Annotated in this window: 14 protein-coding genes; 2 read left to right on the top strand and 12 right to left on the bottom strand. The window is 28.5% G+C overall.

The window, feature by feature from the left end; translation table 11 throughout:
• Nucleotides 1–138 precede the first annotated feature (138 nt).
• The 8 genes from L8V88_RS07015 to L8V88_RS06980 all read right to left on the bottom strand — a co-directional run bounded on the left by L8V88_RS07015 (nucleotide 139) and on the right by L8V88_RS06980 (nucleotide 8,187).
• The gene (locus L8V88_RS07015; protein ID WP_318529687.1) at nucleotides 139–636 is read right to left on the bottom strand and encodes a TlpA disulfide reductase family protein; all 498 of its coding nucleotides are present in this window, start codon (nucleotides 634–636) and stop codon (nucleotides 139–141) included.
• On the bottom strand, nucleotides 597–1,088 hold the full coding sequence (locus L8V88_RS07010) for a TlpA family protein disulfide reductase (protein ID WP_257935924.1): 492 nt from the start codon (nucleotides 1,086–1,088) through the stop codon (nucleotides 597–599). The genes L8V88_RS07015 and L8V88_RS07010 overlap by 40 nt, the downstream gene beginning before the upstream one ends.
• Complete coding sequence (locus tag L8V88_RS07005) at nucleotides 1,078–1,734, bottom strand: ABC transporter ATP-binding protein (protein ID WP_012661870.1); 657 nt, start codon at nucleotides 1,732–1,734, stop codon at nucleotides 1,078–1,080. Before L8V88_RS07005 ends, L8V88_RS07010 begins: the two co-directional genes overlap by 11 nt.
• On the bottom strand, nucleotides 1,734–2,849 hold the full coding sequence (locus L8V88_RS07000; protein WP_263727354.1) for an ABC transporter permease: 1,116 nt from the start codon (nucleotides 2,847–2,849) through the stop codon (nucleotides 1,734–1,736). The genes L8V88_RS07005 and L8V88_RS07000 overlap by 1 nt, the downstream gene beginning before the upstream one ends.
• Nucleotides 2,839–4,131, bottom strand: a complete 1,293-nt coding sequence (locus L8V88_RS06995) for an ABC transporter permease (protein WP_263727353.1) — start codon at nucleotides 4,129–4,131, stop codon at nucleotides 2,839–2,841. The genes L8V88_RS07000 and L8V88_RS06995 overlap by 11 nt, the downstream gene beginning before the upstream one ends.
• Entirely contained in the window at nucleotides 4,121–5,542 is a 1,422-nt protein-coding gene (locus L8V88_RS06990) for a Fe-S-containing protein (RefSeq protein ID WP_263727352.1), read from the bottom strand. Before L8V88_RS06990 ends, L8V88_RS06995 begins: the two co-directional genes overlap by 11 nt.
• Nucleotides 5,543–5,617: 75 nt before the next feature.
• Nucleotides 5,618–6,139 carry a ferrirhodotorulic acid transporter, periplasmic binding protein gene (locus L8V88_RS06985; protein WP_012661874.1) on the bottom strand — a complete coding sequence of 174 codons (522 nt, stop codon included), beginning with the start codon at nucleotides 6,137–6,139 and terminating at the stop codon, nucleotides 5,618–5,620.
• A complete protein-coding gene (locus L8V88_RS06980) occupies nucleotides 6,136–8,187 on the bottom strand; it encodes an FTR1 family iron permease (RefSeq protein WP_263727351.1) in 2,052 nt (683 codons plus the stop codon). The genes L8V88_RS06985 and L8V88_RS06980 overlap by 4 nt, the downstream gene beginning before the upstream one ends.
• A 325-nt stretch (nucleotides 8,188–8,512) precedes the next feature.
• On the opposite strand from L8V88_RS06980, the gene L8V88_RS06975 reads away from it, so the two are divergent.
• Nucleotides 8,513–9,847 (top strand): cation:dicarboxylate symporter family transporter, encoded by a 1,335-nt coding sequence (locus L8V88_RS06975; RefSeq protein ID WP_263727358.1) that lies wholly within the window; start codon nucleotides 8,513–8,515, stop codon nucleotides 9,845–9,847.
• Here L8V88_RS06975 and L8V88_RS06970 read toward each other — a convergent pair.
• Both L8V88_RS06970 and L8V88_RS06965 read right to left on the bottom strand, forming a co-directional pair.
• Complete coding sequence (locus L8V88_RS06970; protein WP_263727357.1) at nucleotides 9,844–10,692, bottom strand: aminotransferase class IV; 849 nt, start codon at nucleotides 10,690–10,692, stop codon at nucleotides 9,844–9,846. The genes L8V88_RS06975 and L8V88_RS06970 overlap by 4 nt on opposite strands.
• Nucleotides 10,693–10,711: 19 nt before the next feature.
• Nucleotides 10,712–11,689: a glycosyl transferase family 90 gene (locus L8V88_RS06965; RefSeq protein WP_263727350.1), complete on the bottom strand. Its 978-nt coding sequence runs from the start codon at nucleotides 11,687–11,689 to the stop codon at nucleotides 10,712–10,714.
• A gap of 133 nt (nucleotides 11,690–11,822) precedes the next feature.
• Between L8V88_RS06965 and L8V88_RS06960 the strand changes: the two genes are divergently transcribed.
• On the top strand, nucleotides 11,823–12,314 hold the full coding sequence (locus tag L8V88_RS06960) for a hypothetical protein (protein ID WP_263727349.1): 492 nt from the start codon (nucleotides 11,823–11,825) through the stop codon (nucleotides 12,312–12,314).
• Here L8V88_RS06960 and L8V88_RS06955 read toward each other — a convergent pair.
• Nucleotides 12,311–13,231, bottom strand: coding sequence for a hypothetical protein (locus L8V88_RS06955; protein WP_263727348.1), 921 nt, complete (start codon nucleotides 13,229–13,231; stop codon nucleotides 12,311–12,313). The two genes, L8V88_RS06960 and L8V88_RS06955, sit on opposite strands and share 4 nt — an antisense overlap.
• Before the next feature lie 3 nt (nucleotides 13,232–13,234).
• Nucleotides 13,235–14,152 carry a 16S rRNA (cytosine(1402)-N(4))-methyltransferase RsmH gene (gene rsmH / locus L8V88_RS06950; protein ID WP_263727347.1) on the bottom strand — a complete coding sequence of 306 codons (918 nt, stop codon included), beginning with the start codon at nucleotides 14,150–14,152 and terminating at the stop codon, nucleotides 13,235–13,237.
• Between the last annotated feature and the right edge of the window lie 16 nt (nucleotides 14,153–14,168).

Genomic DNA, 14,168 nt, shown 5'->3' with positions numbered 1-14,168 from the left:
AAATAATAAAATATTAGTATGATAAGAATATATTACATGAGCTTGAATATATTGTAAAATAGGTTTTTTGAGTAAAAAATAGTGTTATAAATTTTTAAATTATTTTTTACTGAAATATACTTTATAAAACACCTAAATCTATTGTAAAAATTTAATCTTATTTTCTAAAACACTTTTTGGGGTAAGTCCGATGAATTTTTCATTTATTTTGCCTTTTTCATCATAAAAAACTATCACAGGCACGCCATAAATTCCACCCACAGCTTTAGACAAAAATGAACTTGCTTTAGCTTCATATAAAAGTGGTAAATCTAACTTTTTTTCCAAAAGAATTTTTTGAGCTTCTTCTTTTAACTTAACTCCATTTAACACCGCTAAAATAGGAAAATTTCTTTCTCTATAAAGTTCATTTAGCATCGGAATTTGCGCATTACACGCACCACAATCTTGCGTGAAAAAAAATAAAGCATAAGCTTGATTTGCATTTTGTGTTTTTAAGGTTTTTTCAAAACCATCATATTTAAAAGTATAGTTTTGATTTGAATTTAGGGTTTGAAATTCATTATTTGAGCATGCACTAAAGAAAAAAATGCTTATTAAAGCCAAGAAGCAATAGAAGCTTTTAGTTGCGACCATGGTTTTTCTCCTATGATTTTATCTTGTACAACTCCATCTTTAATAACAAAAGTAGTTGGCACTGCAAAAACACTAAATCTTTGCCATGAGATATCTAAATCATCTTGCAAAAATATAATATTTTTATAATCATATTTTGTAGCAAATTCTTCAAAATCCTTACCCTTATCTATAGAATCAAGCGCTAAAATAGTCATTTTTTTAGGGTATTCGTTAGCTAGTTTTTCCAAAAGTGGTAAGTCTTTTAAACAAGATGCACAACCTTGCTCCACAAAAGTTAAAACGATAAGATTATCAAAATCAGCTAGTTTGATTTTCTCACCTTGTAAATTTTTTGCTGCGATTTCTGGTGCTTTTAGACCTATTTTACCACCATTTTTATTGTTGTTTTCAAAACACGCACTTAAAAAAACTAAACATAAACAAGCTAAAATTATACTTTTAATTTTCACTTTTCATCACTCCATGGCTTAAAATGATAGTTCTATCAGCAAAGGTAGCTAAGTCTGGATTGTGAGTGATTAAAACTATGGTTTTGCCATCTTGTTTCAATTTACAAAAAAGTTCTAGAATGTTTTTTTCATTTGCCTCATCTAAATTTCCAGTTGGCTCATCTGCTAATAAAATTTCAGGATCATTCACTAAAGCTCTTGCTATACATAGTCTTTGTTGCTCCCCGCCACTTAATTGGCTTGGTAAATGCGTAAGTCTGTGTGAAAGTCCTACTTTTTCTAGCGCCATTATAGCGTCTTTTTGTTCTATGCTTGAGTGATAAAACTGAGCTAGCATAACATTTTCTAAGGCATTTAAATAAGGTATTAAATGAAATTGTTGAAAAATCAAACCTATTTTTTCTCTTCTAATCACGCTTTTTTCTTCTTCGCTTAAATTTCCAACTTCTTTATCATCTAAAAAATACTCCCCACTACTTTGAGTATCCATCAAAGAAAGTATATTTAAAAGTGTTGATTTACCTGAACCTGATGGACCCATAATGGCTAGCCATTCGCCTTGCTTTACTTCTAGGTTGATATTTTGTAAAGCTTTAACTTCATTAAAATTACGATTTAAATTTGAAATTTTTATAATATTTTTCATCACTCACCCTTTAAATTTTCACAAACATTGATTTTTAAAGCTTTTTTTAGCGGTAAGATACTTGCAAAAAATGCAAATACCAAAGAAACAAGTACTGCAAAAAATACCGAAAGCAATCTAAAATCTATACTTGCATTAAAAATCAAATACCCAAAAATATTTGCCAAAAAATACCCGCAAAAAGCACCAAGCAAACTCGCACTTAAACTTAAAATAAATACTTCAGCTCCAAAGAGCTTGATGATTTCTTTATGCTTAGCCCCTAGTGCAAGGTGTAAGGCTATTTCTTTTTTTCTTGAAAAAATCACCGCACTAAGAGTGGTATTTACACTCAAAGAACTAATGAGTAAAATAGTTAAACTAATCAAAGCCATTAAAGCTTTGATCTTTTCTAAAATCACACCTTCACTAATGGACACTGAAGCTATGACTTTGGCTTCTACATTGCCCTTACTAAGTTCTTTTGCTTTTTGATCTAAACTTTCATAACCACCTAGCAAAATAGCTTGAGCATAATTTACCACTTCTTTAGCTGCTAATTCTTGCGCTTTTTTTAAAGAAATGATTAAAACCCCATCTTGCTCATCGTTACTTCTTAAAATAGCTTTGATTTTTACTTTGACTATTTTAGATATACTTGGGTTGTAAATTTGTAATTCTTGTCCTATTTTAAGCTCTAATTGTTTAGCTAAATCAGCCCCCACAAAGGCACTATCTTCACTAAAATCACTCAAAGAAAAACTTCCTTTTAAAACTTCCATAAAAGGTTTAGTAAGCTTTAAATTTGCAAAATCAACCCCAACTACCACTGCACTTGAGCTTTCAAGATTATAAAAACCATATAAAAATGGGGTTAAAGCCTTTGCTTTCAAGTTTTCTTTGGCTTGATTAAATTCATCCATGCTTAAAAACTCATCATCTTTTGGCGTGATGATAAAATTAGCCCCATAAGCTTTTAATTCTTTAGATAATTTTATGTCAATATCAAAATAAATATTAAAAAATGAAGCACTAACCATAGCACCCATAAACACAGCTATAAAGATAATACAAACTCTTTTATAAGAAAAAATAAGAGATTTAAAAACCTCTTGTATAAAAAAATTATTTGCCATATAAAACCTCTGAAGTAGAAAGTTTAGAAATTCCTTTGATAGAAAACAAACAACCTAAAAATACTATAAGTACTGCAAAAAATAAACAAATTGGTAAAATAATCCAAGATATAGCAATAATATGATCAAATATACTAAGAGCAATAACTTCTGAAACTCCCATGCCAAAAGCAAAACCAAAAACTGCTCCAACTAAAGCTACCACAACCCCTTCTAGTGCAAAAATCATATAAATTTGCAAAGTGCTAGCACCCAAAGCTTTTAAAAGTCCTATTTCACTTTTTCTTCTAAAAATATCTGCACTCATTAAAGATGATATAGCTATGGAAGCTACAATTAAACATATAATGCTAACCACTGCCATTAAAGATTGAATTTTAGATACTATCAAACTTTCTGCATCTGAAATAGCACTCACTACTTTTGTGCTAGCACCTTTAAAATCTTCTGCAATTTGATAAGCAATAGAACTTACATAAGCAGTGCAATACCACTGATCATATTCAAGCTGATCAAGACTATCTACATCGCGTCTTGCTTTTTGTGCTAAATCATTTTCAGGTATAGTCAAAGCTGAAACTTCTGCTTTAGCAAATAAACCTTCTTTTTTAGAAAGCTTTTGTGCTAAAAGTAAAGAAGTAATGATTTTATTTGAAAAGGCTTGAGTTAAGTCTATAATACCAACAATTTTTACTTTAAAAAATTGTTCATTTTGTATCAGGGTGATTTCATCATCTATTTTTAAATCATATTTTTGCGCTAAGTCTTTTCCTAGCATTATTTCATCTAAACTATCATCTTTTGGGTAATTTCCTTTGATTTGACTATATTTGTATAATTCTTTAATACCTGCATAAAAATCATCATCATCTTGCACCTTTATAGCCTTATCAAAATAAGTTCCCACTAAAGAGATATTTTCATAATTTGCATTTGGAGTTTGAATTTTTACTTGGGTATCTAAAAATGGTGCAAAGGCGTTGATATTATTTCTCCAAAAAATTTCTTTTATAGTATGGAGTTTGCTTTCTTCTAAAAAATTTTGATTTTTCAAAGGTTCATAGATTTTATTACCCACTTCCACACTTAAACTTGCACCTTTAGGTAAAACTAAAATATTTGATCCATAACTTCTTAATTCTTTTGTGATTTCATTACCTATGCCCAAAGTAAGATTTAACATAGTAGCCATAAGTAAAGTAGCTAAAAAAATCGTTAGTAAAGCTAGAGATTTTTGAATTTTATTTTGAAAAACGGAATTTTTTACAATCTTAATTTGCATAGTCATTTCCTAATAAATTATGAATTCTATATTTTGAAGTCTTATTCATATCGATGTATTTTAAAGGATCGTTTTTAAACTCTTCATAGTTTTTTTCATTCGCAAAAAAATATGTTCTTCCTTTATAAACATAAGATCTTGGTGCTTTTAAGTTAATAAGCTCGGTATTGTCAATAGGATCATAAACTTTCTTTTCTACTACTTGAGTGAAAAAATTTACCCCATCTAAAATTTCTGAAAAAGGTATAATAACCTTACCATTTTCAAATTTATATTTCATAGGGATAGGATTGCACCCACCTGCCTTACCTACACTTGGTAAGAAAATTCTAACATTACATGAGATACAAATTAACTCTCCACCTTTTTTAACATACCCCATATCCCCACATATACTACAAGCATCAAAAACCGCTACTGGCGAGTCTTTATCTTCTCTTTTGTTAATTAAGAAAAATCTCACTACCTTACCCTCATCGCTAATATAAGCAAAGCGATGTAAATTATTATCTCTTAAAATCGCTACATCAAAGACAAATTCATCATTTTCATTTGGCTCTACATAGGTTGGTTCATCTATGGTTACCGGTCTTGAAGCATGCAAGTCATAAAAGAGAAAAATACAAAGACTTAAAATCATAGCACTAAAAATACTTGCGCTAAAGCTAGTTATAGTTGAATTTTTTGCTTGATTTTTTCTAAATTCTATATCAAAATCTTTTTTCTTAGTATTTTCACTCACTCTTTGCTTTAGAGCTAAAACTATACAAATAAATAACAATAAAAACCATATGTATGTATAAAATTTAGCATAATATACACTTTTTGCCACATAGCTTAAATACAAACTTTCTGTTTCTATCACACCTTCTCTCATAAGGTGTAATAAAATTTGAGCTAAAGCTTCATTTAGATAAAAAATCACAATAATAAATAAAAATAAATTTAAAAACTTAAATTTAAATTCCCTTAACCATCTTGTAAAAAGATAAGTCCCAAAACACACAACAAAAGCAAGCAAAATAAGCCCAAAAGAACTAATCGCTAAAGAATCTAAAAAATTAGTGCTTAATATAGGAAAATCTATAGAAATATGTAAGTATTTTATACCAAAAGCAAAAGATAATAAAAAAAGCAATATTGCTTGAATTTTTTCTTTTAAAAAATTATTTTTCATAAAAGAAAAAACGATAATACCCAAAGACAATAAAACAAATAAAATATCATTAGAAAAATACAGCAAATCATAACTTAGTGTTTTAGCACTAATAAAAAAAGCAAAATAAGAAAAAACAAAACCCACAAAAGCAAGCTTAAACACTAAAGAATTTTTTAGATTATAAAAAAATAAAGCACTTAAAAGTGCGTAAGAAAAAAATACTCCAAAAAAATGTACAAAATAAATCGACATAGGCTCTTCTTTGATAGAATTTATTTATAAAATCAATAATTTCATAAATAAACCCTAGCAAAAGCTAGGGAAAAATCACTTAGGTTTTCCTGTGTATTTGAAGTTATATTTAACTGAAAATGGCTCAAACCACTTACCAACACCTGTTTCTTTATCAACATGGCGTCCAAAACCTTGTTTTTCTGGACTTTCTATTAAAAATACTAACTCATAATTTCCTATACCTGTATCCATTTTTAAATTTGCACCATAGTGAGGGCCATCATCTGCTACCATAGGCATAAGAGTTCCTGTTTTTACTTTACCATTATCAAGATTAGTTAGTTTATAAGCTATAGTTAAATAAGGGATCCAAAAGCCTTCTGGAAAGCCGTTTTTATTGCCCTTTAATGCATGAATATCTGCTTCAAGGTGAATATCTGCTAAACTTGCTGCAAGATCAATCCCTCTTGGCTCCATTTCGATTGGTTGTAAATAAACCGCTGCTATTTCCATACCATTTAACTCATAAGGATCGCCAATTGGCACCTCTGCTGCAAAAACTGAACTAGCTAAAATACTAGCTGCTGCGCCTAAACTTAATAAAGTTTTTTTCATATTTTTTCCCTTTTATTTGAAATTTGCTTTGTTATAAAAATACCCATAATGAGTAAGATTAAAACCATAAACTGAGGTATGATACTCTCATAGTAAGGATAAATTCCAAGCCATAAAATTCCTTCAAAATCAAAAGGAAGTAAGCTTGGTGTAACAACCTTAGCTTCTATGAGCTCACCAATGCCTTTGCCTGTAAAGACAAAGACCATGTAAAAAATAATGTATGAAGTTATATAGAAAAATTGTTTTACTGGTATTTTTAAAGCACCAGCTTTTAATAAATAATAAAGTATGATAAGTATAATTAATCCACTAGCTAATCCTATAAATATAAAACTATAATCTGTGCTTGTTTTTGCATCAAATAATAAAGCCTGATAAAAAAGAATAGTTTCAGCACCTTCTCTATATACAGCTAAAAACACACTAAACCATAAGGTTTTTGCTGAATTATTTGATATAGCTTCAACTGCTTGAGTTTTTATATGATTTGCCCATTTTTTATTTTGTGCATTTGATAAAAGCCAAAAACCCACATAAAATAATAATGCAACAGCCACAAGCATAGTAATGCCCTCTAAAAGTTCTCTGCTTTGTCCTGCTTGTTCTTTAAAAATCCATGAAATAAAAAATGCTGTTACAAAGCTTAAAAACACTCCACTCCAAAGTGCTGAATATACTATATTTAAACGCTTTTTATTGCCACTTTGAACTAGGTATGAAACTATAGCTACAATGATGATTAAAGCTTCCAAACCCTCTCTTAAGATAATACCCAAAGCCCATATAAATAAAGACATAGGTGAGGATTCTTGAATTTTATCCAAAGAGCCTTCCACTAAGGCACTAAGCTCGTCAAAATTTTGTTTTAATTCTTCTTTAGAAGCACTTGCTTTAATAAGCGCAACACCTTTTGAAAAATAACTTTCTATTTTTAATTTTAAAGCACTATCAATAGCGCCAATTTTACTTTCCATACCACTTGCTTCAAAAATATCTAAATACACATTTTGTAAAGCATCTATACTATTTAAACTAAATCCCTCATAATTTTGCAAAATATCATTAAGAGCAATTTTCATATCATCATATACTTTAGTATAGTTTTTAGTCCTCATAGTATTTTCATCAAAGCCTTTAACTTGAAGCAAAGCTAATTCTTCTTTAGGCAAAGCTAAAAACGCTTCATATAATAAATCTGATATATTTGAAATTTCATCTCTAATAGTTTTTTCATCTAAAGTATTAGCATTGATTTTTCTTATAATAGTTCTAAGTTTAGTTTGAATTTTTTTATCCACTCCTGCTTTAGTATATCTTGCTACTAAAACTTCTACTTTTGAGTTTCTATAATCTTCAAACAATGCTGATTGAATCAAATCTTTAGCTTTTTGATAGTCTTTATTTACAAAAGCTAATGCAGCCTGATCAAGCTTTGAAATCATAGAGTCCATTAAAAATTGCAACCTTGCATCCAAAGCTGAAGCTTCTTGCAAAGCTAACAATGTTTCATCTTTTTGAGTGTCTTGCTCTTGAATAGCCAAACCTTGAGTTGAGTTTTGTGAAGTTTGTTCTTTAACATTCTCTCCAAGTAAAGCAGCAAACATCGCTTCAGCTTGTGCTTGGCGCTCTTTTTCTGCTTTTAAAGATGAGTTTTCAGCTGCTTTTTTATCATAATTTACATCACTAGCTTCAGCTTTAAGCTGGAAGCCTTTTTCTAAAATAGGAACTATTTCATCTAAATCAAAATACAAACTACTAATCAAAGCTTCTATTTTAGAAAAATCTTCTTTATCTTTATATAACTTTCTTAAATTAACAAATTTACGCTCCATAACAATGGCTTTTCTACCAACATTACGCCCAATAGAACCTTCCATGGTTTCAAAATGCTGAAAATATGCATCTTCTGCTTTTTTCTTTGCTTCTAAATTTTTATTTTCTTTATATAAGAGCATACTTTCATTTAAAATTTGTTTGATTTCTTGGGCTTCTTTTTGATAATCAATCTCTCTAGCATAAACAATAGAACAAAATAAAAAAATCATTAACAAACTTATTTTTTTAAACACTATTTTACTCCGAAATGATATTCATTTTTAAAATCATAGTCGCAAGTATAGTACTAGCTTTCTTAAATTTAGATAAACATTATCATTATTTATTTCATAATAAATAATACAAAAATACTACAAAATGCTACTTTTAGCTACAAAATAAGCTAAAAAATTCTTATTTTTAAGAATATTGTTTATTTTTTATTTATTTTAATCACAAAAATAAGTTTTTATTTGCTAATATGTGTTGTTTTTAAAATTACAAGGAGTTTTTGTGCTAGTAATCACTCATGAAAAACCAAGCAAGCTCAAAAAAATGTTAAAAAATTTAGGTTTTTGGGTGATTATAGGAATTATAGCTGGCATTAGCCTTGGTTTATTAGATAAAGAACTTGCACTAGCTAGTAAAATCGGGGTAGATTATTTTATACAAGCTTTAAAAATTCTCATAGGGCCTATTATATTTTTAACTATTGTTTTAGGGGTTGTTAGTCTTGAAAGCTTAAAACAAGTTGGAAGTATAGGCGCTAAAGCCTTACTATACTTTGAAGTAGTAAGTACTTTTGCTTTAGCTATTGGTATTTTTATGGCAAATATTATGGAACCTGGAAAAGGAATGAACCTTGATCCAAGCACCTTAGATAAAGATAGTGTAGCTCAATTTGTCAATAACAATATAGAAATAAGCGCGCAAAATGAGATTTTGCATATTTTAAAAGACGCTATACCTACTGATATCATCACTGCTTTTAGCGAGGGAAAAACTTTACAAATCTTAGTTATAGCTCTAGCTTGTGCTTTCATTATTTCGCTTATGAGAATTGATGAGAGAAAAGCTATACAAAAAACCTTAGAAATAATGCAAAGTTTTGTTTTTAAAATTCTAGAAATCATTATGTATTTTTCTCCTATTGCCGCTTTTTCTGCGATGGCTTTTTTAGTGGCAAAATATGGGCTTGATTCTTTATTAAATTTAGGATATTTGCTTATTGTTATGTTACTTGCTTCTTTACTCTTTATCTTTGGGGTTTTAGGAATTATTTGTTTTATTGCTAAAGTTAATATTTTTAAATTTATGCGTTTTATTTCAAGAGAAGTTTTGATAGTTTTTGCTACAAGTTCTAGCGAATCAGCATTAGCTCCACTTATGAGAAAGCTTGAAAAAGCAGGAATTTCAAAAGCCACTGTGGGTTTGGTATTGCCAACTGGATATAGTTTTAATCTTGATTGCACTAATATTTATTTGGCTATGAGTTTGATTTTCCTTGCACAAGCTTTTAATGTAGAGCTTTCTTTAACACATGAAATTAGCATTTTAATCGTATTAATGATAGCCTCAAAAGGTGCTGTTGGTGTAACTGGTTCAGGTTTTATCATACTAGGAAGCACACTTGCAGCTTTATCTAATATGCATATAGCAGAAGCTAATAATGGCTTAGGTGCAAGCTTGGGAGAGGTTTTACCTGTGGCTGCTATTTCTATACTTTTGGGCGTAGATAAGTTTATGTCTGAAATTCGTGCGGTGGGAAATTTATGTGGAAATAGCGTAGCAGCTTTAATCGTAGCTATTTGGGATAAACAAATAGACTGGGAAAAATTCCACTACGCTCTTGATAATCCTAAAGAATTTACTAATGCGGGTTTTGATTAAAAAACCTCTTTTTGTATTTTTTCTACATATTTTTCTCTTAGCTTTTGAGTATAAAAACCTACCTTACCATCATTAATCACCTTGCTATCTGCTTTTATAACACCCAAAATCAAAAAAGTAGCTGCGGAAATAAACACCTCATCAGCTTCATACACTTCTTTCATGCTAAAAGCTCTTTGATCTACTTTAAGATCAAGTTCTTTGGCAAATTTTAATATATTTTTACGGCGAATTCCTGGCAAAATTTCATTAGAAAATGGCTTAGTGATTAAAGTTTTATCTTTTATAATAAAAGCTGAACTGCTAGAAGCTTCCGTTACCAAAGCATTTTCTACCATAAATGCTTCAAAAACCTTAGCTTTTATAGCTTCTTCTTTTGCAAGACATTGAGCTAATAAAGAAATTGATTTTATATCCCTTCTTTTCCACCTTAAATCAGCTGTTGAAATAACACTCACCCCGTTTTTAGCATACTCATGCTCAATCACCTTACATTCAAAAGCAAAAGCCATAATAGTAGGTTTTAATCCCTTTAAAAGAGCAAAATTTCTATTAGCAACTCCTCTAGTAACTTGCATATAAAGCCCGCCTTCTTTAAGAGAGTTTTTAATGATTAATTGCTCTAAAATATTTTCAAATTCTTCTTTTATATAAGGAATTTGTAATTCAATTTGAGCCAAACTGCGCTCAAAACGCTCCCAAAATTCTTCTTTGTCAGCTATTTTTGCATTTACCACAGGAACTACTTCATAAATTCCATCTCCAAAGATAAAACCTCTATCAAAAACACTCACTTTAGCTTCACTAGCTTTTACAAACTCATCATTTAAAAACACCATTTCCATTTCTTGCACAAATCCTCCTTTAATCAAATAAATCAATAATATCTTTTGGTAAATCAAGCTGATTAGAATAATAAAAATACTTAGCTAAAACTAAAATTCCTATATAAAATTCTATCTTTTCATCTAAAAATTGCTCTATGTAAGCATGGGCATTTTGAATGATTTCTTTTGCTCTGCATGGATTAGCTAAATAATAATCAAGCAAAGCTTCTACATTTTCATAATCATCATCAATCAAAGCAAAATGTTCATTTGGAACTAACTTTCCTTCCATAAACCAAGTTTCATAACGCATTTTGGGGGCTAAAACTAAAGAATTTGTTTTCATCGCCCACTTTAAGTTGCTTGCTACATCATTACCTTCTAATGAAAGTAAAAATTTAAACTGAGTTTGATAGGCTCTGCTAATTTTAAAATTTAAATTTTTAATCCATTTTTCGGCTTGAATTTTTCTACCACCAACATGAGCAATATCACAACGAGGATTATCAAAATACTTTTCAAAAAATTTAATACGATGAGGCTGATAAATCGCGCCTCTAAAAAAAAGCAAATCTTTTTTATCTTCAAATTGGTTTTTATCCTGTATAAAATCAAAATGTCTGTTTTTGTCTAATTTTAAAATGATATTATTAAAACCATTTTCAACCGGTCTTGATTTAGCTATACTTGGATATTTAAGATTATAACTAATATCCCCAAAACCTTTAATCCATAAAAAATCATCATCAAAATACTTACTGATTGCATAAGCATCATAAGCATAGGAAGTTTTTTTAAAAGGAAATTTTCCTATTTTTTCATAATTTTCAAATTTTTTTATATCAAAAAAATCATTTTGCAGATTATAATAATTTAAACGAGTAATAATGTTATCTATATTTTTTAATTTTAAAATTTCTTTTAAAATATTTTGTAATTGATTTTGATAAATTTTTCTAGGTATAAAACTCTTAGCTATGCCTTTTACATTCATCATAAATCTAGAATCTGCCATTTTTCTTCCATTTTGATATTAAAATAATATAAATTTTAACACAAGATTTCATTTACAAGACTTAAAAATTTAGCTTATTTAAAAACAAAAATGTTAAAATCACAAAAATCACATACTAATTTTGGGTAAAACAATGAAAATACAAGAATTTATTTTAAACTTTATTTTTAAAGTTTCAAACCAACCTGTTAATTTAAAAGATTTACTAGAAGCAAACGCCTTACTTAATGAAGGTATGATGGTAGATCCTGCGAAATTAAATTTTAAATTTAAGGTGTTTAATTCTTATCTTATTTATGCATTTTTTTGTGCTTTAATTATCATTCCTCTAATTTTAATTACACATTATTTTTTGACAATTATTGATTTTCATATTAGTATTTTAAGTGCTATTTTTGTCACCGCTTGTGTTTTTATTGGCTATGATATTTTTAAAATTTACACTAGAAAAGTAATAAGCAAAAGATTATTAAAAAAAGCTTGGGCTTTGCATTTTCCATATTTTGCTTATGAAAAATACTCAAAAATAGCAGAAAATATTTACAATCAAGCCATTAAAGAAGAAATTCCAAAAAATCAACTCGAGCAATATGTTTTAGAAAAAATCATTCAAACACAAGATTAATCTAAAAAGTCTAAAACTTGATTTTGAAAATATAGCGCTTCAAGCTGTCTTTGGAGCTCTTTGTTTTCTTCATCTAAAACAAGTTCTTGCGATCTTAAATCCGCTATATCTCTACTAACATAATAAATTTGATTTCTAATATAAATTTGTGGGAAAAATATCAACAAAGCAAATGCTATCATTAAACCTGCATATAATAAATTTTTAGGACTTAAATTTTTATTTTCCTCACTTACTATGCTATCTAAAAGCTCATATTTATCTTCTTGATTATACTCTTGATTTTCTTCAAGTCTTACTTTTTCTTCTAAAATTTTTTGTTCTTGTTTGGCTAATTTTTCTTTTTCTTTTAATTCTTCTTGAGCTTTTTTTATTTTTTCTTGTTCGATTTTTTTTTGCTCTTTTAATTCTTGTTTGAGTTTAGCTTTTTCTTTTCTTTTTTCTTTTAAATCTTGAAATTTTGAAGTGACGAAAACATTACTTTGAGTAAGAATTTTAGATATTTGAATAGGATCTTTATTTTCTTGCTTTTTTTCTGTTTTTTTTACTTCTTGTGGCAATTTGCCACTTTTAAGCGTTTTAGAATTTGCAATATTTTTTTTATCAAATTTTTCTTTTTGTTTTTTGAAAAAATTAAGTTGAAGTTTAAAAGGTTTTTTTTCTTCTAATTTAACATTAATCAAATCTTCTTTTAAATAAATTGCAGATTGTTTTTTAGGTTTTTCTTCATATTCTTCATCAAAATCTGTAAATTTGGGTCTTTTTTTGCGTTGTATTCTATTTTTTAATATACGATCACTTTCATTAAAATTTTGCTCATATTCTTCATAAGGCCTACCTTCTTTAATAGCCCTAGAATATTTCAACATTTTTTCACGTATATTTTGTTTTTCTTTTAAAAAATCATCTTCAACCATTATTTACCTAAAATAAAAAATTCTCATTTTTGCACAACTTGATCTGCTATTATAGCTTATTTCTTCTTTGGAGGCACTTATAGCTTTTTTACTTAAAATTTTCCCAAGACTATGATTTTTACCACATTCACATTTTATGGCTCTTTCATCACAAATACAGTCTTTTTCCCATCTTTTAAAAGTATTTTTTACTATTCTATCTTCTAAAGAATGAAAGCTAATAATAGCTAATTTACAATCTTTTAATTTTGCTTTTTCTATATTTTCTAGTAAGGATTTTAACTCACCAAGTTCATTATTTACTTCTATACGTAAAGCTTGAAATACAAGCAAAGCTAGAGATACATTGCGTCCTTTTAACTTAGCATTTCCTATAATTTGACTTAATTCTTTTGCGCTTACAATCTCTTTTTGACTTCTTGCATTGATAATTTTTTGAGCAAGCATTGAAGCAACCGGCGCTAGATCTCCATAGTCTTTAAAAATTCGTTCCAAAGCTTCCTTGCTATAAGAATTAACTATTTCTTTAGCACTTAAAGGATTATTTTGATCCATTCTCATATCTAAAAAATCAGAATTTAGTGAAAAACCTCTATCATTTTTATCAAGCTGCAAAGAAGATACACCAATATCAGCTAAAATTCCTCTTAAGTTTTGCGTTGGAATTTGAGTTAAAATATCTTTAAAACCTATATGATTAAAACTTATCCTATCTTGAAAATTTTTTAAAAACTCTTTAGAAAAATTTAAAGCCTCTAAATCTTTATCGCAAGCAATCAATCTTAATTTCTCATGAGTTTGTAATAATGCCTTAGAATGCCCTCCATAACCCAAAGTACAATCTAAAAAATCTCCACTATCAAAATCATCAAAAGCATTTAAAACTTCTTGTAATAAAACAGGAATATGTGGACTTTGCAAAATAAACCTTTTAATT

The sequence above is a fragment of the Campylobacter sp. IFREMER_LSEM_CL2101 genome (assembly GCF_025771825.1).
In the GTDB taxonomy this organism is placed as follows: Bacteria; Campylobacterota; Campylobacteria; order Campylobacterales; family Campylobacteraceae; genus Campylobacter_D; species Campylobacter_D lari_C.
The sequence above is the reverse complement of the archived record's forward strand: the minus strand, read 5'-3'. Positions and strand labels throughout refer to the sequence as shown.